This is a genomic window from Euryarchaeota archaeon, assembly GCA_016207515.1.
Taxonomy (GTDB): Archaea; Thermoplasmatota; SW-10-69-26; order JACQPN01; family JACQPN01; genus JACQPN01.
Genome location: JACQPN010000015.1, coordinates 160,025 through 184,499, shown reverse-complemented (window position 1 = coordinate 184,499; position 24,475 = coordinate 160,025). Strand labels below are relative to the sequence as shown.

At 61.3% G+C, this 24,475-nt stretch carries 27 protein-coding genes and 1 tRNA gene; 16 read left to right on the top strand and 12 right to left on the bottom strand.

Annotated elements, in window-relative coordinates; genetic code table 11:
* Positions 1-784: 784 nt before the first annotated feature.
* Both HY556_07170 and HY556_07165 read left to right on the top strand, forming a co-directional pair.
* On the top strand, positions 785-1,627 hold the full coding sequence (locus tag HY556_07170; protein MBI4393560.1) for a hypothetical protein: 843 nt from the start codon (positions 785-787) through the stop codon (positions 1,625-1,627).
* A 49-nt stretch (positions 1,628-1,676) separates the two neighbouring features.
* Positions 1,677-2,036: a hypothetical protein gene (locus HY556_07165; protein MBI4393559.1), complete on the top strand. Its 360-nt coding sequence runs from the start codon at positions 1,677-1,679 to the stop codon at positions 2,034-2,036.
* Between the two features lie 470 nt (positions 2,037-2,506).
* Here the strand turns inward: HY556_07165 and HY556_07160 are convergent, their stop codons facing one another.
* Positions 2,507-3,019, bottom strand: coding sequence for a GNAT family N-acetyltransferase (locus tag HY556_07160; protein MBI4393558.1), 513 nt, complete (start codon positions 3,017-3,019; stop codon positions 2,507-2,509).
* Positions 3,020-3,096: 77 nt separating this feature from the next.
* Positions 3,097-4,146 carry an AmmeMemoRadiSam system radical SAM enzyme gene (gene amrS, locus HY556_07155; protein ID MBI4393557.1) on the bottom strand — a complete coding sequence of 350 codons (1,050 nt, stop codon included), beginning with the start codon at positions 4,144-4,146 and terminating at the stop codon, positions 3,097-3,099.
* Between the two features lie 203 nt (positions 4,147-4,349).
* On the opposite strand from amrS, the gene HY556_07150 reads away from it, so the two are divergent.
* Together HY556_07150 and rbcL are read left to right on the top strand one after the other, a co-directional pair.
* A complete protein-coding gene (locus HY556_07150) occupies positions 4,350-5,141 on the top strand; it encodes an enoyl-CoA hydratase/isomerase family protein (GenBank protein ID MBI4393556.1) in 792 nt (263 codons plus the stop codon).
* A gap of 95 nt (positions 5,142-5,236) precedes the next feature.
* A complete protein-coding gene (gene rbcL / locus HY556_07145; protein ID MBI4393555.1) occupies positions 5,237-6,529 on the top strand; it encodes a type III ribulose-bisphosphate carboxylase in 1,293 nt (430 codons plus the stop codon).
* A 127-nt stretch (positions 6,530-6,656) separates the two neighbouring features.
* On the opposite strand, the gene HY556_07140 is transcribed toward rbcL, so the two are convergent.
* On the bottom strand, positions 6,657-7,292 hold the full coding sequence (locus HY556_07140; protein ID MBI4393554.1) for a hypothetical protein: 636 nt from the start codon (positions 7,290-7,292) through the stop codon (positions 6,657-6,659).
* 124 nt (positions 7,293-7,416) lie between these two features.
* Here HY556_07140 and HY556_07135 point away from each other — a divergent pair, with 124 nt between their 5' ends.
* Positions 7,417-8,382, top strand: a complete 966-nt coding sequence (locus tag HY556_07135) for a replication factor C small subunit (GenBank protein ID MBI4393553.1) — start codon at positions 7,417-7,419, stop codon at positions 8,380-8,382.
* Between the two features lie 69 nt (positions 8,383-8,451).
* A complete protein-coding gene (locus HY556_07130) occupies positions 8,452-9,000 on the top strand; it encodes a hypothetical protein (protein MBI4393552.1) in 549 nt (182 codons plus the stop codon).
* A gap of 125 nt (positions 9,001-9,125) precedes the next feature.
* Here the strand turns inward: HY556_07130 and HY556_07125 are convergent, their stop codons facing one another.
* Positions 9,126-10,379 carry a hypothetical protein gene (locus HY556_07125; GenBank protein MBI4393551.1) on the bottom strand — a complete coding sequence of 418 codons (1,254 nt, stop codon included), beginning with the start codon at positions 10,377-10,379 and terminating at the stop codon, positions 9,126-9,128.
* Between the two features lie 96 nt (positions 10,380-10,475).
* Here HY556_07125 and HY556_07120 point away from each other — a divergent pair, with 96 nt between their 5' ends.
* The gene (locus tag HY556_07120) at positions 10,476-10,700 is read left to right on the top strand and encodes a hypothetical protein (GenBank protein MBI4393550.1); all 225 of its coding nucleotides are present in this window, start codon (positions 10,476-10,478) and stop codon (positions 10,698-10,700) included.
* A gap of 108 nt (positions 10,701-10,808) precedes the next feature.
* Here the strand turns inward: HY556_07120 and argF are convergent, their stop codons facing one another.
* The 5 genes from argF to HY556_07095 form a co-directional block, all read right to left on the bottom strand.
* Complete coding sequence (gene argF / locus HY556_07115; GenBank protein MBI4393549.1) at positions 10,809-11,780, bottom strand: ornithine carbamoyltransferase; 972 nt, start codon at positions 11,778-11,780, stop codon at positions 10,809-10,811.
* Between the two features lie 226 nt (positions 11,781-12,006).
* A complete protein-coding gene (locus HY556_07110) occupies positions 12,007-12,783 on the bottom strand; it encodes an ATP/GTP-binding protein (protein ID MBI4393548.1) in 777 nt (258 codons plus the stop codon).
* A gap of 80 nt (positions 12,784-12,863) precedes the next feature.
* Positions 12,864-14,195, bottom strand: a complete 1,332-nt coding sequence (gene purD / locus HY556_07105; protein ID MBI4393547.1) for a phosphoribosylamine--glycine ligase — start codon at positions 14,193-14,195, stop codon at positions 12,864-12,866.
* Positions 14,192-14,713, bottom strand: a complete 522-nt coding sequence (locus HY556_07100) for an orotate phosphoribosyltransferase (GenBank protein MBI4393546.1) — start codon at positions 14,711-14,713, stop codon at positions 14,192-14,194. The genes purD and HY556_07100 overlap by 4 nt, the downstream gene beginning before the upstream one ends.
* Positions 14,714-14,840: 127 nt before the next feature.
* Positions 14,841-15,389: a CDP-2,3-bis-(O-geranylgeranyl)-sn-glycerol synthase gene (locus tag HY556_07095; GenBank protein ID MBI4393545.1), complete on the bottom strand. Its 549-nt coding sequence runs from the start codon at positions 15,387-15,389 to the stop codon at positions 14,841-14,843.
* Positions 15,390-15,498: 109 nt separating this feature from the next.
* On the opposite strand from HY556_07095, the gene HY556_07090 reads away from it, so the two are divergent.
* A complete protein-coding gene (locus HY556_07090) occupies positions 15,499-15,861 on the top strand; it encodes a nucleotide pyrophosphohydrolase (protein MBI4393544.1) in 363 nt (120 codons plus the stop codon).
* Positions 15,862-15,906: 45 nt separating this feature from the next.
* On the opposite strand, the gene HY556_07085 is transcribed toward HY556_07090, so the two are convergent.
* Positions 15,907-16,665, bottom strand: coding sequence for a carbon-nitrogen hydrolase family protein (locus tag HY556_07085; GenBank protein MBI4393543.1), 759 nt, complete (start codon positions 16,663-16,665; stop codon positions 15,907-15,909).
* 233 nt (positions 16,666-16,898) lie between these two features.
* Positions 16,899-17,420 carry a gamma carbonic anhydrase family protein gene (locus HY556_07080; protein ID MBI4393542.1) on the bottom strand — a complete coding sequence of 174 codons (522 nt, stop codon included), beginning with the start codon at positions 17,418-17,420 and terminating at the stop codon, positions 16,899-16,901.
* Between the two features lie 151 nt (positions 17,421-17,571).
* Between HY556_07080 and HY556_07075 the strand changes: the two genes are divergently transcribed.
* Positions 17,572-17,646, top strand: a tRNA-Glu gene (locus HY556_07075).
* A gap of 169 nt (positions 17,647-17,815) precedes the next feature.
* Here the strand turns inward: HY556_07075 and HY556_07070 are convergent.
* Positions 17,816-18,196: a hypothetical protein gene (locus HY556_07070; protein MBI4393541.1), complete on the bottom strand. Its 381-nt coding sequence runs from the start codon at positions 18,194-18,196 to the stop codon at positions 17,816-17,818.
* Positions 18,197-18,410: 214 nt separating this feature from the next.
* Here HY556_07070 and HY556_07065 point away from each other — a divergent pair, with 214 nt between their 5' ends.
* The 7 genes from HY556_07065 to HY556_07035 all read left to right on the top strand — a co-directional run bounded on the left by HY556_07065 (position 18,411) and on the right by HY556_07035 (position 24,435).
* Positions 18,411-19,001: a hypothetical protein gene (locus tag HY556_07065; protein ID MBI4393540.1), complete on the top strand. Its 591-nt coding sequence runs from the start codon at positions 18,411-18,413 to the stop codon at positions 18,999-19,001.
* Positions 18,985-19,689 carry a hypothetical protein gene (locus HY556_07060; protein ID MBI4393539.1) on the top strand — a complete coding sequence of 235 codons (705 nt, stop codon included), beginning with the start codon at positions 18,985-18,987 and terminating at the stop codon, positions 19,687-19,689. The genes HY556_07065 and HY556_07060 overlap by 17 nt, the downstream gene beginning before the upstream one ends.
* 668 nt (positions 19,690-20,357) lie before the next feature.
* Complete coding sequence (locus tag HY556_07055; GenBank protein ID MBI4393538.1) at positions 20,358-21,137, top strand: hypothetical protein; 780 nt, start codon at positions 20,358-20,360, stop codon at positions 21,135-21,137.
* Between the two features lie 143 nt (positions 21,138-21,280).
* Positions 21,281-21,940, top strand: a complete 660-nt coding sequence (locus tag HY556_07050; GenBank protein ID MBI4393537.1) for a hypothetical protein — start codon at positions 21,281-21,283, stop codon at positions 21,938-21,940.
* Between the two features lie 577 nt (positions 21,941-22,517).
* Complete coding sequence (locus HY556_07045) at positions 22,518-23,117, top strand: hypothetical protein (protein ID MBI4393536.1); 600 nt, start codon at positions 22,518-22,520, stop codon at positions 23,115-23,117.
* On the top strand, positions 23,107-23,793 hold the full coding sequence (locus tag HY556_07040; GenBank protein ID MBI4393535.1) for a hypothetical protein: 687 nt from the start codon (positions 23,107-23,109) through the stop codon (positions 23,791-23,793). Before HY556_07045 ends, HY556_07040 begins: the two co-directional genes overlap by 11 nt.
* Positions 23,794-24,126: 333 nt before the next feature.
* A complete protein-coding gene (locus HY556_07035) occupies positions 24,127-24,435 on the top strand; it encodes a hypothetical protein (GenBank protein MBI4393534.1) in 309 nt (102 codons plus the stop codon).
* Positions 24,436-24,475: the final 40 nt, after the last annotated feature.

The window sequence follows — 24,475 nt, the reverse complement described above, 5'->3', positions numbered from 1 at the left end:
TCAAGGGAGACAGCTACCGATTGAAGCAGAAGAGGCGGGCCGGAATCATGATTCCCGGCGCGCCGGGTGACAGGAAAACGTAATATGGGACTGGGCACTTTTCAAATGGCGATTCTGGGCACTTTTGGGCCGGCGCTTACAAGAGACGCTCTGGCGCCAGGAAATGGGTCAAGGTCCCGTCCCCCGACGAATCGGTCCCGCTTCGATTTCGCTTCCGCCGAGGTTCGACGGCCTACGTCAGGTCGGCACGGTCGTGCGGGAATGACGCCAGACGCACGTAGGCGCGATATGAGACGTTTAGTTGCCAAACGGGTATCTGGGGAGATTTTCGCATGAGCGGACAGAAGGAAGCCACCCTTGACGGAACTGGAGCGCGGCGGCCAACGCGTCAATGGGAACTATCGTGACAAGGAAACCTTATTTAAGCGATAGACTCTCGAAGAAGCTCGGGAGACTCCAGCGCTTGCATGGTCCCAGACTCTCACGGGCGGTCGGTGCGGTTCTAGTCGTCAGCTTATCCCTCGTTGGATGGACTCCCACCGCCGCTTCCGTACTCCCGCAACGTGGCCCAATACTTATCGAAGGGGACAGCGGGTTCTGCATTCCTGACGGTGCCGGCGGCTGGGTTGATACGGGCGTCACAAATTGCGACACCGCCGACGGGTCTCTTGGGGCACCATACGAAATCGATGGGTGGGACATGTCGAATGTTGCCTTCACCCCGAAGCAGCTGGCTGGACGATGTACCACTCCGCTTGGGGACCAGACATTTGGATCTGGCGCCTTGACCATCACGAACGTCTCCAGACATTTCACCATTTCGAATATTTCGCTCGGCAACCGAGGAATTGTCGTCTCCAACTCGACCGAAGACGTACCATTGCTGGGCATAGCCTCATCGGGGGTCCCCGCCCTCTATGTGGACGCTGCCAGTGTCCTTGTCAGGAACTCCTCCCTAGGGTACGTGGAGTTTGACAACGCTTCGTTCGTGGCATCCCACATCGACCTGGGCGGCGCATTTTCGCGTTGCGCCGCGGGTGTCCACATCGATAATTCCACCATAGGCAGCGTTGATGTCGTGCAATTCCAGACCCGCGGCTGTCAAAACGAAAACGATTCCGCCACTTTCCTAATCGAGAACAGTATCGTGGGGGGGTCGTTGCGGGCGTTTGATGATGTGGATGGCGTAAACTATCCCTGCCTCGTTGCGCTAAGGGGAAACATGGTCGAGGGCGGGTACGCCGGGTCTGTTGTGGGTGCGGTCCGAGATGTCACCGTGGTCGCCAACCGTTTCGTGAGGAATGGCTACGAATCGGGGAACGGATGCAGCTTCGCTTTAACGCTCGCTCGGCCATCCATCGGGATAGCTGTAATCAACGTTACAGGAAATACGTTCGCTGGGAATTGCGCCGGTCTCCGGCTTGTTTCGCCGCCCGTAGGTTTGAGGGGGCCGCTAGGCCCGCCCGATATGAGCACCGCTGGCTACAACTGGTGGAATTCTACGGCGGGACCCACGCTCTCGTTGCCGTTCTTGACCATCGGGCCGGGTGGTGACAGTTACCAAGGAACTCTGCCCTTCGCACCGTGGTGCACGAACCCCGAATGCACGTCCTTCGGCCCTCCTTGACGTTAACCTGAGGGCAAACAAATTAAGCAACGCTGTCGCTTGCTGGACGATGCCAAAAGGAACATACCGTGTTTTCCGCTTGAAGTCGTCTGCCGACGGAAAGGAATGGCACACAGAATACGCGTTCGAATGTGGGAACGAACCGCAAGCCGGATGGCAGGACTTCACGGCGGCGTCGGTCCTTTTCCTGGCCGAAAGATTGATCGAGCATCATCGGTCCACCCATTCGGCAGACCACAAACTAGACATGACGGACTATCTCCAGATTCTCTTCGCAGCGCCTTGCGATGCCGCAACTGGCATGCTTCAACTGTGGCATTTCATTGACCTCGATGACGTTGAACGACACGAGTTTTTGGATACACTAAAGACACGTCATGGCAACGAAGCCAAGTGGCACAAGACGTAGAATATTCACGGCAGTCGTCACCGGGGATTCACTCGAAATCCCCTCCCGTCGAGGCCGTTGGGCTTTTGGACTGACTTGGTCCCCACAACATGACCATTGGGAAAAATTGAGGGGGCCGCTTATGGCCCCACCCAAAAAACGGGCTTCGTGCTCTAATTCCCTTGCTTCACTCCCCCCTCAATAGGGGGGTCCGTCGTCGCATCTTCCTCCTTAGAATCGCGGCAAGTTCGGACAGACCCACTCCGATGCCTGAGCGCAGCCAAGGCGAGGATGGGGGGGAAGTTCGGATTCCAGCGGATGAGCGGAGCGAATCCGCGCAGAATACGGACAGACCCATGAATAGCCCTAGCGGAGCGTGGGCCCGGACGTACTCCAGATGACGGCCGCAGGGCGTCATCCGTAAGTACGGACGGACCCACTCCGCTTATTGAGCGAAAGCGCCAAGTGGGCCTCGGGGTTGCCTTGATCCCTTATCGTTTTCGGCGTCGCTTCGAGACTTTGCGTGGGCGCTTCTTCCGTCCCCACTCCAGCCTCATCTCGGACCCGTCGACGAACCCTAGGCCCGCGTAGACGCCGCGGCCCTGTTTCGAGGCGTGGAGCGTCAAGCGTCGGTACCCGTTCTCCTTGCACCACGTGATCGCTCCTTTCACGATGCGAGAGGCCAACGCTTTGCGGCGGTGGTCGGGTTCGGTGTACATCGAGAGAAGGTAGGGAATAGTCCCGCCCGGCCATCCCGGACGAGGCTGGCGTTCCTGCAGCCAAACGCAGCCGCCTCCCACCGCCGCCCCATCGGCCGTCTCCGCGATGAATGCGACCAATTTCCCGCGCTTCATCCGGGACGCGGCCCACCGGCGATAGACGGGGTCGGCCTCGTCGAGTTCGCGCTTCGAGTAATCGCCCATGTCGTGGAACATGCCGCGACGCTGTGCGACGAGTGTTTCAAGGTCCTTCAGCGTCGCCCGGCGGATCGTATAGCGGCCCACGGGCCAAAAGACGCGGCTCGATATTTCAGGATTTCAACGGAATACGCCTCGAATGGGGCGAAACCCTGCAGTGGAGGTCAGACGACCCCGAAGAACCGTTCCTCCTCGAATGCCGGATCGAGCCGCCCTACGATGGGCACCTTCGTGCCGCAGTGTCTGCAGGAATTGTCCCGACCACGAGTGTCGAGTTGCCAGGACCGGATCTCGAACCCGAACCTGTCGATCACCACCTTCCCGCACCCATGACAGTACGTGTCTTCGAGCGGGTGGCCGTGCGTGTTGCCGATGTACACGTACTTCAGGCCGACGTCCTTCGCGACCACGTAGTGCTTTTCAAGGGTTTTGATCGGCGTGAGCGGCAGGTCCATCATCTTGTGATCGGGGTGCCACCGCAGGAAATGGATCGGCATCAACTCGCCGAATTCATCGTACACGCGCTTGCAAAGATCGCGACAAGCGTCAAGGTCGTCACCTACTTCGGGGACGACAAGGTCGGTAATCTCGACGTGTATCTTCGTCTCGCTCCGGAGTCGATGGAGTGTCTCGAAAATGGGTTCTGGCGAAGGGACACCGATGTACTTGCGGACGAATCCCGCCTCGCCGTTCCCCTTGAAATCGACCGTGATGCAGTCGAGGAACTTCTTCATCTCATTGACGCCCTCTGGGGTGTCGTAACCGTTGGAGACGAAGATGTTGAACAGGCCGCGTCTACGCCCCTCAAGCCCGATGTCGCGAGCGAACTCCATGAAGATGCTCGGCTGGTTGTATGTGTATGCGATGCCGTGGGAGCGACTCTCGATCGCCATGTCGACGACCTCCTTCGGGCCCAACTCCTCCCCCGCCACCATCCGCCGTTGACTTATCTCGAAGTTCTGGCAGAATTGGCAGAGCCAATTGCAGCCCGTCGTCGCGACGCTGAAAATACGCGTCCCGGGCATGTAGTGTTGGACCGGTTTCTTCTCGATTGGGTCCACGCGACCCGTGATCACCCGCCCGTAGACGTTGAGGCGGAGCTTGCCATCGACCACTTGCCTCACGCCGCACAACCCGGTCTGGCCCTCGGAGAGGGTGCAGTAGCGGGCGCACGCAGTGCACGTCAGTTTCCCGGCCCCTCCTGCGCGCCACATCTCGACCGCCTTACCCAGCGGCTCGACTCGCTCACCCGGCGGCGTCATCGAATCGAATACCCTCACGTTCGCCATGTCACGTATGTATCGTGCCCTCCTTGGCATGAAGGTGTCCACGCCGGGAAGGTCGGATGCTCTTCGAGACCGCCCTTTGGGAACCAACGCCGGTCGATTTCATCTACCGGGCGCGCGATTCCCGCCCGATGGCCGTCGATTTCGAGGCGAAGGGACACGTGGCGCTCATCACGTTGAACCGGTCCGAATCGATGAACGCCATCGACCCGGAAACGAACGACCTGCTCGTCGCGGCGTGGAAGAAGTACCGCGACGATCCCTCGCTGCGATGTGCCGTCCTCACGGGCGCAGGCGACAAGGCGTTCTGCGCCGGAGCCGACCTCAAGAGGATGGGCGAATGGTATTCGAGGGTGCCGGCCAAGGACCGCGTCGAAGTCTGGAACCGCGAACCGGGCCTCGGCGGGATAACCCGTAACCTCGACGTCGGCAAACCCGTGATCGCCGCCATCAATGGTCATTGCCTCGGGGGCGGATTGGAGTTGGCCTTGGCATGCGACATCCGGTTGGCCGCGGAGAACGCGACATTCGCGTTCCCGGAGACCAAGTGGGGGATAATCCCGGGACAGGGAGGCACCCAACGCCTTCCCCGCACCGTGAACGTAGGTGTCGCCCTCGAAATGATCCTATCGGGAGACGCGATTGACGCGAAACGCGCATTTGAGATTGGCCTCGTTAGCCGCGTGGTGCCTCGGCGGGCTCTCATGCCGGGCGCGCTTGCCCTTGCCGACACGATCGCCAGCCGTTCACCGGCCGCGGTCCGGGCGGCCCGCGAGGCGGTGCTCCAAGGCTTCGGCAAGACACTCGATGAGGGACTCAGGCTCGAACAGGCTCTGGCCGACCCGCTTCGCGATTCGGAGGACAACAAGGAAGCGAGGCGGGCCTTCGCCGAGAAGCGGGAACCAAAGTGGAAAACGGGATGATGGCCGCTAGGGCGTTCTACGACCTGGTCACGCCGTCTCTCTGCCGCTACCTTGATTTACGCGGCACGCCTGCCTGGTAGAAGGAGCACCGTGCCTTGCCCGCGAAGGATTGGTACCACGAATTCATCGACACAGGCTATCGCCCCGCCCGCGACGACATAGTGGTGCATTTCCGGTTCGATGCCGGGCGCTCGATCTCCGCCGCGGAAGCGGTCGGGCGCATTGCATCAGAAAGCTCGGTGGGAACGTGGACGACGCTTTCGAGGCTTCCGCCGCGCTTGGGAGTACTCAAGGCCCGCGCGTTCGATTTCGACGACACACGCGCGCTCGTCGCCTATCCGCGCGGCCTGTGGGAACCTGGAAACCTCCCCCAACTTCTCTCCGGGATCGCGGGAAACATCTTCGGGATGAAGGCGGTCAAGAACCTGCGTTTGCTCGACGTGACGCTTCCCGCCTGGTACTTGCGCGATTTTCACGGTCCACAATTCGGGATACGAGGCCTCCGGAGGGTCCTCAAGAACAAAGATCGGCCGATCACAGCCACCGTCCCGAAACCAAAATTAGGCTATTCGGCGGTCGAACACGCGGCGATAGGACGGGAATTGTGGCTCGGCGGCGTCGACCTCATCAAGGACGACGAGAACCTCACGGACCAATCATTCAACCGCTTCCAAAAGCGGGTGGAACTGCTAACCAAGGCGAAGGCACGCGCCGAACGCGAGACGGGCGACGTGAAAAGCGCCCTCATCAACGTGACCGCCGAGACCAACGAGATGATCCGGCGGGCAAGGGTGCTATCGAGGCTAGGGTGGGAATACGCGATGGTGGATGTCGTCACCGTGGGCCCCGCGGCCCTCATGACGTTAAGGGACGAATGCGAGAGGCTCGGCCTCGCGCTCCACGCCCACCGGGCGATGCATGCGATGTTCACGAAGAACCTGCGCCATGGGATGACAATGGCCGCCCTTGCGAAGTTCATGCGCCTCGTCGGCGTCGACCAGCTGCACACGGGGACAATAATCGGGAAACTTGAAAGTCCGCGCGAAGAGGTCGAGGCGGCGGTCGCGACGTTACGCGAAAAACGGGTGCGACCGAAGGGGTTCCTACTGGCCCAGGATTGGGCCGGTGTCAGGCCGGCGTTTCCCGTCGCCTCCGGCGGGCTTCACCCGGGACTCGTCCCGGAGATCATGAAGACCTTCGGCCCCGATGTCGTGATCCAGGTCGGCGGAGGCGTCTTGGGCCACCCGCAGGGGGCACGTGCCGGGGCGATGGCGCTTCGGCAGGCGATAGATGCGGGGCTTGACGGAGAAAGCCTTGCGAGTGCTTCGAAACGCAATCGGGAACTCGCAAGCGCCATGGAGAAATGGGGCCACCTCAGGCCAAGGTGACGTCCGGGCGCATGCCGGTCGGGTCAATCCGTTGTGCAGCAGGCTTTCCTTGAAGCGTCCGGTGCTTTGGGCGAGTCGCGACGACCCTCGAGGGGCGCGCGGTGAGAACGTGGACCCGTGGCTCGCCCTACGGGTCGGATTCGACGTCCGCGCCCAACGATGAGTCGTCCACTTGCGGTTCCCTCATCGGGTTGATGTGCTTGGCGATCGTGTAGAAGAGCTTGAGGCCGAATTCAAGAAGCACCACCGCTATGAAGTAGCGAAGGACGAGGTCCAATTGTCCCGTCACCTCGTTGAAACGTGCAAGCGTCACGTCCAGGGAAGCGTAGCCGGGGTCTATGAGGAGCACTGCGAGAAGTCCAAGAGGGATCGTCTTGGCGAGGTCCACCGCGGCGTTCTCGCTGATGTAGGCGGACGCGCGCACTCCCGCGACCACGGTCATCGAAATGAGGAGAAGTTGGGGCACGTCCTGGCTCTTGGCGAGGAAGAACAGCGCGGCCGAAAGGACCAGGAAATAGCCGAAGGAGAAGAGCGGGAAAAGGAAAATGTACCGGAGGAGCCTCACGAAGGCCGCGCCGAGACCCGGGGCCTTGGGGGAGTCGTGCGTGCCGAGGATGTTCCGCCGCGAGATGTACTGGTAGAACCCGTATACGACGAGCGCGTAGGCGGCGATGGCCACCGTGTAGATCGCGAGGGTCCGGAGTTCCGCCTCGTAACCGCGGTAGAACGCAAGCATCTCCACGATCTCCGGGCCCGTGACCATGGATGTGGGAAGTGGGGTGGTGAGATTTAGGCTTGCCCATTTCGCCCTGGCGTCCCCGGGACGCCCCGGCGGGGCACGCGAAACCCTCTTAACCGGCATGCATCATTTCACGCGGAGGAGCCCGTTGGAAGAGATCTGGGTTGAAAAGTATCGCCCGTCAGGCTTGAAGGACGTCGCCGGGCAGGAAGACATCACTTCGCGCCTCTCCTCGTACGTGAAGACCGGCAACCTCCCCCACCTGCTTTTCGCGGGTCCGGCGGGGACCGGGAAGACGACTTGCGCCATCGCGCTCGCAAGGGAGCTTTACGGGGAATCGTGGCGCCAGAACTTCCAGGAACTGAACGCGTCGGACGAGCGCGGGATAGAGGTCGTCCGGGGCAAGATCAAGGAATTCGCGCGGACGGCTCCCATCGGGAACGCCCAGTTCAAGATAATCTTCCTCGACGAGGCGGACAACCTCACGTCGGAGGCGCAGGCGGCGCTACGCCGGACGATGGAGCGCTTCGCCGCCACGTGCCGTTTCGTCCTGTCCTGCAACTACTCAAGCCGCATCATCGACCCGATCCAGTCCCGCTGCGCCGTCTTCCGGTTCCGGCCTCTCAAGAAGGAGGACGTCACAAAGGTCATCCGGCGGGTCGCCCGCGACGAGAAAGCCGACGTGACCAAGGACGGCCTTGACGCCTTGATCTACGTGAGCGGCGGCGACATGAGAAAGGCGATAAACACCCTCCAGGCGGCGGCGTCCCTTGGCAAGGGCGTCACCGAGGACACGGTCTACCAGACGTCTGCGACCGCGCGGCCCGAGGACGTGAAGGCCATGATGACAGATGCTTTGGGGGGGAACTTCACGAGCGCCCGGACGCGGCTCGACGACCTCCTCATCACCTATGGTCTCTCGGGCGAGGACGTGATCCGGCAGATCCACAGGTCGGTCTTCGACCTGCCGCTTGCCGACGAGATCAAGGTGCGCCTCATAGACCGGATCGGCGAGATCGAGTTCAGGATGGTCGAGGGCTCGAACGAACGCATCCAACTTGAGAGCCTTCTTGCGCACTTTTCGCTCTCCGGCGTGAAGCTGCACAAGGCCTGAGGACGAGGCGCTTGCCTGCGCGTGCGGGGGCGCGCCAAGTTGATAAGGTGTTTACGGCATTTCGACGCGATGGCGACACGGCGGCTCCTGCCCTTGAGCCTTGGACTTGGGGCCGCGTCCTACGCGTTTCTCACGATCACGAACATCACCCAATTCGGTGTCAACCTCTTCACCATCGGGCGCATCATGTTCGCCCTCGGGGTGGCCCTCGCCGCGGCTCCGCTGTTTCGGGAAGACGAAGCCAAGCCAGCGAGGCTCTTCCCCATCGGTTTTCTAGTCAGTTCCCTCGGGGCCGTCCTTTCCTTCGCGGTGAGCCTCCAGTTCAGGATCGATGCCTTCAACGCTGGGCTTCTCATCCTGGCCCTCTCGCTCTTCGTCGCCTCCGCCGCCTCCAAGCGCTGGCTACAGACCGGCGATGAGGTCCACGCAAACCGCCTCGCCGGGGCTTTCATGGTGATGGCCGGGGCACAAGGGATACTCACCATCACGAACGCGCTCGACCTCAATGCGATCGACACGTTGGCCCATTTCATCGCGCTTCTTTGCTTCGTCGCCATAAGCCAGACCATTGCCACGGAACTCGCAAGTCTCCCGCGCGCGGAGCCGCCCACGGGATGACAGGGGGCCCTTTCCGATTTTTCGCGTCTCGTCCACCCCCGGGAAGTCACGGTATCCACGTAGCTTTGTGCCCGGGAATGCGCGATGCCGTCGGTCCACGCGGTTCGTCGGCTTGCGCCGCTTTTCTAGCCCATTGCCTGGAGCATCAAGACCGCCACGATGACCGTCACGATGGCGATCGGGAAGCCGACCCGGATGAAGCGCCAGACCGAGAACTCCTCGCCGAATGCGCGCGCGGTCTCGGCCACGATGACGTTGGCCGCGGCGCCAAGGATCGTAGCGTTCCCGGCCAAAGTCGATGTCGCGGCAAGGACCAACCAAGCGGAAGGGGTCCCTTCGGCCGCGGCCGATGGAACTAGAAGGATCACGGCGGGGACGTTGCTCACCACGTTGGAAAGTATCGCGCTCCAAAGCGCGAGGCCGTACGACGCGAAGCCGCCGGGAAGAGCAAGATACGGGCCGATAGCGTCGAGTAGGCCCCCGACGGAGGCGCCTTGGATGATGAGGAAGAGGCCGACGAAGAAGACGAGCACGTGGTAGTCTACCTGGCGTAAGACGCGCAGAGGGGATCCTCGAAAGGCGGCGATCCCCAAGACGATGACGCTCCCCCCGGCGAGTGCGACGAGATGCAGGGGCAGGCGAAGCCAGGGGGATGCGAGAAAACCCAGGACGGTGAGCGCCGCCGTGCCGACGGCGAACGCCAACAACCGCCGGTCAACCGGCGGGTTCGATCCGTGGTCCGTCGTGCCCGCCGGTCTCGGCTTCGCCGCCAAGTCCCTTCGAAATGCCCACCGTAGCATGAGGAAGGCGATGACGAGACATACGACTGCAACGGGCACGAGCCGGAGACTGAAATCGAAGAACGAGATCCCGCTCCTGGCGGCGATGAATGCGTTCTGCGGGTTTCCCACCTCGGTCGCCACACTCCCGACGTTCGCCGAGATGACCTCCGCCGCTAGATACGGCATCGCCGCCACGCCCATACGACGGCATGCCGTGATAAGGACGGGCGTCAAAAGCAGGGCCACGGCGTCGTTGAGGACGAGCGCCGAGAGGGCCGCCGTCACGAAGCACGTGTACATCAGCAGCGCCTCCTGGCTAGTCGCCTTCGAAGCGAGCCTCGCGGCAACGACGTGGAAGAAACCGGCGACCTCGAGGCCGGCGACGAGCGCCATCATGCCGAAAAGCAGGACGAGGACGTCGACGTCCACAGCGGCCACCGCCATGGCGGGCGTAAGGACGCCGGATGCCACCATCGCCAGACCGCCGACGATCGCGACGAGGTGCCTGTCCACTCGCACGCCGATACGCGGCCAACGGGGAACCGTCATCAGGAGGTAACTCGCCACGAAGATGAGCGACGCGGCGCCGAGGTCCACGCCCCGAAGTCGGCGGGGCCCGATTTAAGGATGGTGGCACGTGGGCGTCCGTCGATTCGCCTAAATAGGCTCCCGTCGCTTCAAGGTCCGTTTCCCATGGCTGACGAGAAATTGAAGGAGTTCGGAGGCCCGGTCACGATAGAGGCCCACTTCAGGGTCGATGGCAAGCGCGTCGAGGTGAAGGTAACGTTCCCGGCGGCGGTGGCAGCCGACGTCGGGATGGAGAAACTCACCATCGCCGCCAATCGTGCCATCGTGACCGCGGAATCGAAAGAGTCGAAGGTCGAAAAAGTCAGGAAGGGCCAGGCACCCACCGAATGACGCGCCGGTGGATGTCCCACTCTGCGCCTGGCCAAGACAGAGTCCTTGCCGCGTCCCTCATCCACGGCTTCGGACGCGGTGCGTTCGGGATGGGGCTCGACGGCGGCCTTACGCCTTGACAGGGGCCTTCTTCTTGACGGGCTGGGCCAATGGCCTTTGCCTATCGACGCCCAGAAGGTGCGTCATGACGGCCATCTGCGCCCACAATCGGTTCTCGGCCTCGTCGAACATGACGCTCTGCGGGCCATAGGCGACCTCCTCGCTCACCTCGTAACCGTAGTAGGCGGGCATGCAGTGAAGGAAGATCGCTTCCTTGTCGGCAAGACCCATGAGATCCGAATCCACCGTGTAACCCTTGAACGCGGCGATCCGCTCCTCCTTCTCCCCCTCGTCGCCCATCGAGACCCACGTGTCCGTCGCAACGACGTCCACATCCTCGACGGCCTCCTTCGGGTCGTGGGTCTCCGTGATGGAACCACCGGCCGCGGATGCTAGCTCACAGGCAAGGGCCGCCACCTCCGGGTCCGCGGTGTAACCGTCAGGCGCTGCAACCGTCACATGCATCCCCGCCAAAGCGCCGCCCAGAAGGTAGGAGTTGCACATGTTGTTGCCGTCGCCCACGTAGGCGAACCTCAACCCCTTGAGTCTCCCCTTCTTCTCCTTGATCGTGAGGAGATCGGCCAGCACCTGGCAGGGGTGCTCGCGGTTGGAGAGGCTGTTGATCACGGGGACGCCCGCGTGCGCCGCGAGTTCTTCCACGTTCGAGTGTTCGAACGTCCGGTAGACCAAAGCGTCGCAGTACCTCGAAAGGACGCGCGCCGTGTCAGCTATCGATTCGCCGCGGCCGAACTGCGTGTCGGCCTTGTTGAGGACGATCGGTTGGGCACCGAGGAGCGAGACGCCGCGCTCGAAGCTCACGCGCGTCCTGGTGCTGGTCTTTTCGAAAATGAGTGCGACGGCCTTTCCCGCAAGCGGGCGCCGGTCGGAGACGGCCTTGGGATCGGCCTTGTAGGCGGCGGCGGCCGAAAGGATGTCGTCAAGGCTGCCCTTCGCGTCGGCCATCGAGATAAGGTCGCGCATCTCTGTCTCGTCACCAATTGTGGCCGGAAGGAATACACTTGCGTCCCATATCGGACATGTCTGCCCAGCCGTTGTCAAAAGCGAGGCAAGGTGCTCCCGCATTGGAGTCGCTGCACAGGAAACGACCTTGGTTTGCGATAGCGACCACGGATCTACGAGACGCCCGAGGGTCCACCGGAAAAGGACGCCGTTCATCCACGCCGGGCTTCGCATCGCTTTGGTGCTTTCAGCGCGGGACGAGGTCGTCCGATGAGTCGAAGGCAGACTGGACCTGCGAATAGAGGTCGTCGAGGCCATCGAAGGTCTCGCTCGACACGGGTGTGAGCTTCGAATACGTCCCATGGGTCTGGAGCACACGCAAGACGTCCGTGTTGAGGACCGAGTACATCCCGGTGCTGCGCTCGTCGGAAACGGCGTCGTAGAGGAGATCGGGATTGTCCGCCCACCCTTGGAGGCGCTCCAATTCACCCTCTTCCAAGAGATCGAGCTTCGAGAGGATGTTGATCATCGGGACCTGGAAACGGAACTGCGTCGTGGCCGCAAGCATCAATTGGGAGACGAAACCGCCCGCCGTCTTTCCAAGGAACGGATCGATGACGAACGCGATCATGCTGTTGCCCGGCGAGAAGTTCTCGACGATGAACTTCCCCGCTTCGCGAAAGACGAAGAGCTCCGTCTGGCCCGGAGTGTCGACGAACACGTAATCGCTCTTGAAAGTCTCGATCGTCTTCAACACGTCGCCCGCCTGCGCCACCAACAGGTCGGCGGCGACCACCTGGGCGCCGTTCGGACCCAAGCCATACTCGTCCATCACGTCGGAAAGACGGATCCAATCCCGGATGTCGACATCGGGCTCGTACGGAAGCGACTCGGCGCCCGGGTCGAGGTTGACCGTGATGCCGTCGAGCGCGTGTTCCGTCATGTAGCGGCTCGCCGCGTGCGTCAATCGGGATTTGCCGGAGCCGGCCGTGCCGATGAAGTAGACGAAGACGTTCTCCGGCACCTATGCCCCCACCCGTGGCCCTTTCTCCGGCTCAAACTGCAGATCCATGGGAAGAAGTCCGGCCCCTCGCTCCTCGGCGATCAAATGCGGGCCACGCCCCTTAATTCCCTCATGTGTGCCACGCGCCTGTCGACGAGGCTCGTCGTCCCGATGTCGCGCCTTCGCCACAACCCCTCGCCGACGACGCATTGCAGCCCCGCCTCGCACCGCATGTCGGCCTCCTCGATGGAATCCCCGAAGCCGACCATGCCTACTGCACGCGACGTCGTCGTGAACACCTTGCCGCCCGCCTCGTTCACGGCGGCGTAGTAGAGATGTGACCGGGTGGAACGCACGGCCGCCTCGTCGACACGTATCTCCGTGCCGGACGTGACCTTCTCCCCGTACCCCTTCGGGACGAGGTACTTGCAGACCGTGGCAAGGGGCGCATGCCCCACGTGCCTGGTCGTGAGCGAACCGTGGGCGACGGCCTCGAGCGCCTCCAGGTAGCTTCCTCGCATCACGGTCAGGACATTCATCGCCTCGGGGTCGCCGAAGCGCGCGTTCACTTCGATGACCTTGGGGCCGTCGCGAGTCAGCATGAACTGCCCGTATATTGCGCCCTTGTAGGTGCGTCCTTCGTCGCGTAGCGCCGCCACGATGAGCCTCAATGTCTCGAGCGACTCCTCGTATTCCGTGCGCGTCATGAAAGGCAGGAGCCCGTTCACGTCGGAGTACGATCCCATCCCGCCGGTGTTAGGCCCCTTGTCGCCCTCGTAGGCGCGCTTGTGGTCCTGTACGGCAGGATACGGCGCGACGGTCTTTCCATCCGTGAGCGCCATGAGCGTGAACTCCTCGCCTTCGAGCTTCTCCTCGACGACGACCCGCGCCCCACCGATCCTCTGGTCGAGGACCTCCTTCGCGTACGCCGTCGCCTCGTCCGTCGACTGGAAATGGTCCCCGCTCACCCTCACGCCCTTGCCCCCGGTGAGACCGATGGGCTTCACGGCGACCGCGCCGAGGGCGCCAATGAAATCGGCAAGCCCGTCCGCATTCACGAACTCGCGGAACCTCACCGCACCCGGGACACCGTGTTTTTCAAGGAGACGACGACAGAATCCCTTGTCGGTCTCGATCTCGGCCGCGGCCTTGCTCGGCGAGGCGACCCGTATGCCGGCATCTTCCAAGGCGTCCGTGACACCCGACGCAAGAGGGGCCTCGGGACCGGCGACGGCAAGACCCACGTGGTTTCGCTGCGCGACCTCCACGACGAGTTTCGCGTCGCTCTCCTCGCCTTGGTGGAACGTTTCGGCTATCCGGACGATCCCCGGGTTCCGGTTCTTCCCGATGGCGACGAGGTCGGCGCCTGAGCGCACAAGGGCTGCGGCCATCGCGTGTTCCCTACCACCCGCACCTAGAAGCAGGACCTTCATTTGCGCGCCTCCAGAAGTTCACTCACGCGGACCAATGCTGACAATTCGACTCCCTCCTTGGAGAGGTTGGCGACCGCGCCGCTTTCACGGTCGACCACGACGACGCATCTTGAGACCTCGAGGCCAGCGCCCCGTAGGACGTTTGCAGCCTCAAGCGTCGACCCGCCAGTGGTCGTCACGTCCTCCACCAGGAGGACCTTCTTTCCCGGCGAGAAAGGCCCCTCGATGCGGCTTCCGGTGCCGTGCTCCTTCGCCTTCTTCCTGATTATGAGCGATGGAAGCCCGGTGGCAAGGGACACGGCCGTTACTATCGGCACGGCGCCGAGTTCCATCCCCGCGACGTAATCGAAACCGTGCGCCTCGCCAGCGATCTCTACCCCGATCTCGTGGAGTATCTCCGGGTCGCTTGTCGCGAACTTGACGTCGATGTAATACTCACTTTGCTTGCCCGAGGTCAACGTGAATTTCCCGAACTTGACGGCCCCGCATTTGACAAGAAGCGATTTGATGTCCGCCATTACCACGGCACCTCCTTTGACAAGCACCTTTTTTGAGCAAAGCACAAAAAAGTTGCACCAAAAAACCCCGGCTCGCATCTTGATGTCGGGCGCCGGTCGAGCGCACTCCAAGCGGACAGGGCCTGAATCACCACGGCACCTCCTTCCAGCCGAGTTTGTGCCCCAGAGCATTGGTTGCTAGGTGGAACATGGGGGTGAGTATGAGAACGGCGACGACTCCGACTAGGGACAGGTTGCTATTCACCCAATTGAAATCCAGGGCTCCCGCAAAGAGCATCGCCTCGCTTCCAACGTAAAGGAAGACCAATGCACCGAAGACGAAATCGAGTTGATCGGGTCCGAACCACATCGCCCCTCGGTTGATGTTGAGGCGACGCTTCACGAAGGACTTCACGGAATCGCCGAACAAAGCGCCCGTCGAAAGAAGCATGGCCACGAGGATGTAGACGGGTTCGGATCCAAGGTTGGAAAGCCCCCAAGATCCCGGAAACGCCGGCGCGAGGAAGTGCATCACGATGCCTGTGAGTGTTCCCGCCAGGACGCCTATGGCAAGGCCCCGCCAGGTCTTTCCATCCCCAAGGAGGCGCCGCCCATCGGTCCAGCTCCTACCGCCGTCGAGGGGGGGCCCCCCGCCGGCCACGGTGGGCACCATGTTCGCAACGTAAGCGGGGATCATGAGCCAGAGGGCTTGTAGTACAAGAAGTTCCTCACCGGCCACGAAAAGCGAGAACCCCACGGTACTCCTTAAAGTCTTTCTTGGCAAGGGCGTTCAAGGGGCGGTCACGATGACGAGCGACGAGCCGACTTTCAAGGACACGGGCGCGAGGATCAGGCAGTTCGTGGTCGAAAGAGACTGGGCGAAATTCCACTCGCCCCGGGACCTTGCCGTCGGGATCTCCGTCGAAGCCGGCGAATTGTTGGAACATTTCCAGTGGACGCAAGACGCCGGCGAGACCGCGGTCATGGACCCCGAGGTCCGGCGGGCCGTCGCCGAGGAGATCGCAGACGTCGCGATGTACTGTTTCCTCCTTTGCGACCGGCTGGGGCTGAGCCTGCCGCGCATCATCGACGAGAAACTCGAGGTAAACAGGCGCAAGTACCCCGTGGAGAAGGCCCGGGGAAACGCAACAAAACACGACAAGTTGTAAGGCGCAGACGACGAACCGCGCCACCCCCTTCGGCGTGACAACGCATCAGAGCCTTGCTCCTGCCGCGATCGCCGGATGTGACGCCCGGACCTCCTCGAGCCTCGCAAGATCGAGGTCGGCGACGAGCACCTCCGCGCGGCGCTCGCTTTCGTAATGCGAGACGACGCCCCACGGGCCGACCATGAGGGACCGTCCAGCGACGACGAGTCTACGCTCCCGGAGCGCGAAACCTGCCGCTTTGAGGACGAACGCCGCATTGTCGTAGGCCCGCGCGACGTACATCGACTCCCTCGCGCTCCGCGTATGGTCGCGAGGCCGGTTAGGGGACATCACTGGGTTGAGAAGGATGCGAGCGCCCGCCTCGGCGGCCGCGCCGGCGATCGCGGGGAACAGGATGTCAGCGCAGATGACGAAGGCCACGTCTACGCCGCGAAACCGTGCCACGCGCACACTTTTTCCGCCGGTCACACCCCACGCGCGCTCCCGTGGCATAGGCCGGAGTTTTTCCTGGGACAGGACGAGGCGGCCTCGGTCGAAAAGAAGGGCTACGTTTCGAAACCCACGCCCGCTGCGTCGGATCGAGTTCCCTCCTATCCCAACGCCCATTTCCCTCGATAGATCGCGAAGAAAATCGGGGGCCTGCGCGAGACTTTCGAAGTCCGGCCTTCGAGTCGACGCCGCCACCGGCATGAAGAAGTATTCGGGGAAGAGAAGGAGTTCGGCCCCCGACCGCCGGGCCTTGAGTGCGAGCTCCGCGGCCCCTGCAAGACAGAGCTCGGGTGTCGCGGCGTGCTTGGACTGCACGCAAGCTGCTCTCAGGAAGCGACGGGAGGGCGGCACGAAGGTATCAACACGGAAATGGCCGCTCTCGTATGAAAGGAACGTGAGATGGGAGGAACAATAATTGACTGGGTACTAGAGGGGGCGAAAGTGTCCCTCCCATCTACAGCCAAGAGAGGCCTTGACCATAGAAATAGATTCTCGCGAATCCGTAGTTGCAAAACGGAAAATTTCCACCCGCACCCATGTCCGAACGCCTACCCTATGCGTTTTAGCCCCGCTGGATACCTCTTCGAAGCGAGTTCCGCATATTTCTCCTTGTAGAAATCCCAAGTCTTCTTCATCTCGTCCGTGACGTCGGTCAAAACCTTCGCCGGGACACCCACGGCGACTTTCCCGTCCGGGACCTCGCCTCGAACGACGGCACCTTCGCCCACGATCGCCCAATTCCCGACCACCGCGAAGTCCGTGATGATGGCACCCACGCCGATGACCGCGTTGTCCTTGACCATCGCGTTGTGGAGAATCGAGCCATGACCGAGCTGGACACGACTGCCAACGACGGTTTCGCCCCCGTCGCGAGCGTGGATGACGACGTTCTCCTGCACACTCGTCGCATCGCCGATCCGGATCCTCCCGTAATCGGCACGTAACCGCGCACCTACGCCCACGAAACAACGCTCGCCGATAACGACGTCCCCGATGAGGTCGGCGCTTTCAGGAACAAAACTTCCCTTACCTACCTGCGGCCGCTTACCCTCGAACTCGTAGATCGCCATTACAGGCCGTCCGACGCCGATAACCGTTAGAGCGGTTTAACGCTCTCGCTCGAAAAAACGGCAGCCGCGCGTCGAAAGGGTTAAAATAGGGCCCGGGATTGGCCCGGTGCCGGGCGCCTTCTTGGAGACCAAGACGAGAGCCCGAAGCAACGCTCCCGTAGTCTAGTCCGGTCAAGGATCGAGCCCTCTCGAGGCTCTGGCCCGGGTTCAAATCCCGGCGGGAGCACTTAGATACGCCTTCTATCGCCAAAACTATGGAGAAGCAGGCATTATCCCATTTTCAAATTAAATAAACGTGGGAACACGGATTTGCCCGTAGCGGAGGGACGCGGCATGTGGCGGTCATGGCGCCTACGACGCCGGTCGCCTCAGCGTTTCAGACCGCGGCACCGTGATTAGGGGAAACGGCCAAGGAATACCGCCCGTAGGTCCGCCGCGACCCGCGGAGGGAGTCCAGACGGGAACTTCCCGTTTCGGCCCAATCCTAGTAACGTATCCGCGATGATCATGCCCCGCGGTGTGGGACTCAGCGAACTCTGGTAACGAGCACCGGCGGGTTCAAGCTTGCGAGCAACTGTGGCAGACCGGGCCAGCCGTTCGATCGCGCGTTTGAAGGTTTCTGGGCTGGTTTCCCCGGCCGCTTTTCGAAGTTCTTCGTAGCGAACAGGCCGCTTGGCCTGGCGCAGAATGATAAGGATGGTCTTCTCCAGATCGCGGCCCAAGACATCTTCAAAGGCTTGGGCAAGACGTTCAGAGTGAGAAGGCATGGTTTTCACGTTTAGTCACATAGTGTGACTACAGGCAAATGAATGTTTCGCCTTTCCCGCAGGAAGGTTTGACAAGGCATCAAACTGAAGCGCCGTACCCAAGCCGACGGGACGCCGTTGGATCGGGGCCGTAGGCCAACATGGATGGACAGAAAGCCTTTAATACGTCCCTGAATTAAAGGAAAACACTGGATTTAAGAGAATGACTCAGTCCATCTTGTCGGTGACCACACCCGCTGCCTACCGCACGCTTCGCGCAGCGTTGACCACCAGGGAGCCCTTCCGTCAATCCGACTTGGCACAACTGGCCGGTGTCAGCGTGTCACAGGCACACCGCGTCGTGAGATGGCTGGCTGCGCGCCAGCACGTGGAGCGCCTGCCGGACGGGCGCTATCATGTCCGAGGTGCGGCTGCCGTTGTGAACGCGGTCTTTCCCTATCAGCGGACCATGTCCCAGAACCTGGCCGCGAGCGTCACGGTGAGAGCGGGCAAGAAGGACGCCCTCGACGGCCTGGTCCGTGCCGGCGCAATCCTCTGCATGGAGAGCGCTCTCGAGGAATACAGCCAATTCTTCCGGGCTGACCGAGTCTGCGTCTACCATTCGGATCCCGAGCGACTGGTGCTCGATCTCGCGCCCAGCCAAGGCGGAATCCTCCCGGTGCAGATCTATGTCCCCGACATTCCACTCAACGGCGACCTCGATGAGAACCGCCGGACCACCAAGTTCCGCACGATCGTGGACCTCGCGTGCGACGGCCGAGTCTACGCAGCGAAAGAATTGCTCGAAGAACTTTGGGGTGTTGTCATTGACTGACGCACCGCCGCCCGGCTTCGACGCCGAGTACGTGGCAGAAGTCACGACAGAGAGCTACAAGGAACTCAAGAATCTGGCGTTGTGGGCAAAATCGATGGGCCCGGAGTTCTGCGTCATTGGCGGTTGGGCCGCTTGGCAATATCACCGAGGCTTGGGAAGCCGCGACATCGACGTGATCTTCCTCGACTGGCGCATGCTCGACGCCATGCTCCGCGTCTACTACGAGAGGAACGCATACGAGACCTACGGTGGACTGCTGAGTAAGCGTCGCCGCAAACGCGTCGTGGTCGGCGGGAAGACCGTTTTCATCGAGATCGATGCCGCAAGCGTGACCGACAGAGTCCCGTTCAAAGAGGACCGGAACCGCTCGATCCCCTATGCGGAGGTCCAGAAGCACTCGGTCGAATGGGACGTTGGTCCCGCCTCGGTCCGGATACCGGTGCCGGAACTGCTCATCCTCCAAAAGACGAAGGCGTGGAGAGACCGCACGTGGGACCTCGAACACACCGCAGTTGAAGCGATCGACGTCCAGCATCTACGCGGAAAGATCTGGAAGGACGAGTACGACATCCGCGCAATCGCCAAACGGGTCACGGACCCGGGGCGAATGTGGGAAATCGCCGAGCGAAACAAGTGCCGCGACCTCATCGAGGACGCATTCGTGCGAATCGGCATCAGAATCGAGTGACATTTTACTCTCGGCTCCCGAAGTCACACCGGACCGCACCGACCTGTCGTCTCGACCGGACCTCAATCAGTTCTCACAGGCCCAATTCTCGACAAGACCGGCTCACACCGCTTGCGGAAACCGTAGACGTGGTCCAACACATGAGTTACGGGCAAAAAGCATGCTCCAATCCCGGCGGGAGCATAGAGATACGCCTTCTATCGGCAAAATTATGGAGAAACAAGCATTATAGATTTTCTAAATTAAATTAAAGTGGGAACACGGATTTGCCCGCAATGCCGTTGCGAGTCGACGTTCGTCGTTCCACTCGGCTGATCGGCAAGCGCCCGCGGGCTCTGGTGCGCGTTGTGCGTCGGACTCGGGGTCGTGCCATTCGCCAACACGTTGACCATGCACGCGCAGTTGCATTGGTTTCTTTCGGGCGCGCCACCAAGGCAAGGAGAATCGACCACCAGAAGGTGTCGAAAACGTTTGGTGTCGCAAGATGTGGTGCGACCAGGGACGGCACATAGGATGAACCCATCTGGGGCGCCACGTACAACGCAGACGTACTGCGGAGGCGTACTTCGTACAACGTGAGTCGTATATCGTACGTTTATGTCCATTTGACGACTTTAAAATACAAAAGGCTTTATCCGACCGCAATTTACAATCTAATTGGTTGCAAAATGATAGCACCTCGAAGCCTCTCCGTTTCACCCGCACTCCTTCGAAGCGCCTCGCAAGGCACAATCACGTCACTCTCCGTAATCGAGCGCCAGGGTGGGCGATCACGAAACTGGACACGTGTCCTTGCGGACCAACTGGCGCAGCGTGGATTCCTGCAGCGCGTAACCCTTCGCCGGGTCGGCCGCGGGCGCCCGACCATTGGCTACAAGCTCACAAAGCCAGGAATCAAACTCCTCGACGCCCTCGTCGATGCCGAGGTCGCGGATTTCGCACCTGGCAAGGCCGTAGCAGGCCCAATCTGGTCTCTTGCGACGTACGGCTTCCCGTTCGTCGGAAGCAAGGACGCTTTCGTGTTGACCCCCGGCCGTTTCCAGGCGTTAGTCGAAACCGTCGCGCCCCTCTATCTCATGCGTGAGCCCGCACGCGACGCAGACATTCTTTTCCCTCGCCCGGAAGCCCTCGTGATTTGGCTCCTGGAATCCGGCGAAGAGCGATTCGTCCTAATGGCGCCCCTCTTGGCGAGAAAGCAAATCCGAGCCTGGGAGGATTTGTGGAGCCTTGCCGAGGAACGCGGAGTAACGGGCCGACTCGCCTACGTTCTCACGGTCACCGGACAAGCTTCAAAGATCCCCAAAGGCTTTGTTCCAACAGTAGCGCGCGAAACGCTACTCCAGTTTGGGGGAAACACCGAGGACGACGTCGCCACGACACTCAACGTCGCCCAGCCACCCCAACGAAAGCGTTTTGACGAAATGATCGCGCTCTACGGAGACAGCTGAGATTGGTCGACCTCAAATCGGCAACCATGTTGGCGGAATGGCTAAACCGCGTCATCGGTACGCGGGTCCCAGCTCGTACCAGGGGGGTGGCGCACGGCGGCACGTCCCTTACGCTCCAAGGAATAAAGGATTCGACGAAAGACGTGGACTTCGCGTTCCTGGAAAAAGCAGGCTTCGAAGCGGTCCGCGAGGCACTTCGCGACGCTCGTTACAAAATGAAGTTTGACATGCGTCCGATCCCGGAGGAGATCTTCCAAAGATTCGAGAACCCGGGCGAAACAATCGATATCGCAGACATTCGATATCCCACATGGAATTCCTGGAGCATGAAAGGACTGGCGCTGTCGGGCTGCGTCCTCGAAAACCACGGGAATCTAGAACTCCTCCATCCCGACATTCACACGGCCGCCGTCTTCAAGATGTACCCCTGTCGCCCCTCCGACCTCGACGATCTCCGCGATATCATCCGCAAAGGACGACCGTCGTGGGACCGCGTGAAACGAATTGCGCAGGAACAAGACAGATTCGCAGCCGAAAACGAAACCTACTCCGGCGCACTCGTCATTGCCAAGAGACGCGCCAGAGCATTCGCAAGCATTTCCGCTCTGGCAAAAGTCGGCATCCCGGAGGCGGAAGACCTTCTGCCGTGGGTCCGCGACCGATGGACCGCTCTCGGCGTAGGCAAGGCGGCACCGGCCGAACTTCTCGACCTCATCCGAGATGAAGACATGAGCTGGGAAAAAGGTCTGAGCGAGCAAGAAGGTCGCATTGCAGAGGCTCTGGGGATCTCCGTGTCCGAGTAGCTACAGATTGGCAAAAGGAATGCGGTGGTTCGCGCTCCGGGCGATGATCGACCCTCCCGGCGGGGACACGGGCGGTGCTGGCCGTTGAATTTCCGCCCACTTTCCATAAGATGAGTTACGGGCAAGAGTTACGGGCAAGAAGCATGCTACAATCCCGGCGGGAGCACTTAGATACGCCTTCTGTCGCCAAATCTATGGAGGAGCAGGCATTATCTCTTTTTCAAATCAAATTCAGGTGGGAACATGGATTTTGCCCGCAGTGGATGGAGGCAGGTGCTGGGGCACGCGAGATCCGCCACAAGTTCCAAGTACTGGCGAATCCATATAGATATATCGGAACTATCTACCCATGACAGATATTTTTAATATATCTGCACCCACGATCCCTCCCGGTCTTCCGCCCCTTGTCACCCACAGGCTCACGCGCCTGGGACCCGGCTCCGAGGTTGACCGCGAACGGATAAAGGACGTCTGCGGAACGGCTACTTCCGCCAACCAATTCATCCACATGGCGACCCGTCGCGGTCTCTTGGTTCCCACCGCTCACTCCTCCTACCGGGTACCCGGAGAATCAACGGTGAAGCTCTTGGCCCGTCTGGCCAATCCCCTACATCAAAGGTTCGTGTCTTGGGCAACGGAGCTCGAGGAGATCATAGGGCGCGATACCGTTTTCTTGACGCCGCGCATCTGGCGGGACACGGAAATCAACGAGCCCAGGCCGATGCCGATCCTGAAGCTCGGCCCCCGGGTCACCGTGGTGGAAGGTACGCCGCGCCAATGGGAAGCGTTCCAAATGGACTTCGAAGACGCAGAGACCTGGGCTCTCGCCATCAACGGCGTGGAAGAGCGGACGTTCAAGGTCCCCACGGCGAAGGACTCGGCTTTGATCATTCGAGCCGGAATAGGTCTAGGGGAGCCGAAGCTCGCCGCCTTCGGGCAAACCCTCGAAGCGACATTAACCAGAAAACAGTTCGCCGGCCTGCGGCACGAACTCGCATCACTACAACTCCAGATCACGCCAACCGGGACTACGAAGGCCCGGTTAGGACTCGGGCCACCTCATCGACGCCGTCTCCTCGTCCCACGCTGGTATGAGGAACTCACGAGGATACATCTGCCTCACGTGGGTGCACGCCGCATGGATACGCTCGCCGGAGGGACATCGCTTGGCACGTGACACCGCGCCCGTAAGCGCCGCGGGCGCAGAAAAGATCCTCGCGAAGATCGTTGGAGTTCTCCCGGATGGCTGGACACTTATGCCGATCGGGGGGACGCTCATGCCACGGCTGGGTCTCACGACACGCACGGTCACTAAAGATGTTGACCTCGTGGTCCTGGCACTAAGAGACGGAGTCTACGTCGTACCGGAGGTCGAAGCACTCGTGGCCGTGGCGCGACGAGTCGCTCTCTCAGACGATATCCACGTGCGCAAGGACCACGACGTGGTTGAATTCGTCGTGGAGGTCGAGGGCGCACCCGCAAAGGTCGAATTCGTCCGAGGCCGTGGTCCCAAAGGCGGTTATTTCGTACGCAGAAACATCTTGGAAACCGCCGCGAAGCTCGCCAAACGGCATGACCGCATCCTCGACCTTCCACCGGAGGCGTTGGCCTTCCTCAAAGCCTGGGCCGCCCACGACAAGGAAAAACTAGTGCTCAAGGAGAAGGACAAACGCGGATATCATGCCCAGAGGGCCACGCAATTCAGAGCCGACGTCGGCGCAATACTTCACGGGACCTTGGACGCGGGCCACCGGCCCCACGCGGAGATCATTCGGCGACTCTTGGACGCCTGCGGGGCCGAGAGGAGGAAGGCGATCGAGACCATCTTGCAAGACTCTGGATGGCCCGTCTAAGCCTCAACGACTGGTTGATCACTGGACACGCGGCGAACAGCCGACGGGGGACGCCCGTCAAATTTCCATGTTCTCGCCATAAGATGGTTTACGGGCAAAATCGATGCCCCAATCCCGGCGGGAGCATTTTGCTCCGCAAAATGCTCCCGCCTAGCCCCGGCCGAGAGACCGTTGGGGACCGGCCATCGGCCCGGCGGGAGAAATCATTTCGTCCTCCGTCCCCTTATTTCGTACATCTCAACCACTCGGTGGACGAAAACGTTGTAACGAATGCGGGCCAAGACAATGTGCATGGCCCGACCCACGAGGCCGCGCCGCAGATGAGGGGTACTCATGTTGGAACTCGAAAAGGCGATCGTCGAATTGCAGGCCAAATCCATGGAGGAGATTGAGCGGGAGACCGCGATGAAATGGGGTAGCCGGGCCGCGGCGAGTTACACCCTCGTCGGTCGGGAGGTGACCCCTGGAGCGCGCTTCAAGCGTTTCTACGAGGCGGAGAACTTCCGCCAGGAGGCGTTCGAGCATGCGAGCATGGTGGAGGACGATGGGGCGCTACTCCAATCGATCCGCAAGGAGGTCGAGGAGCATAGGTCCGCTGCCTTGACCCGCCTTGGGTCGCACGAGATGGCGGCCACCCGGTGAGGCAAGAGAAAAGAATCGGCGTCGCCAAGAGTGGGCCTTT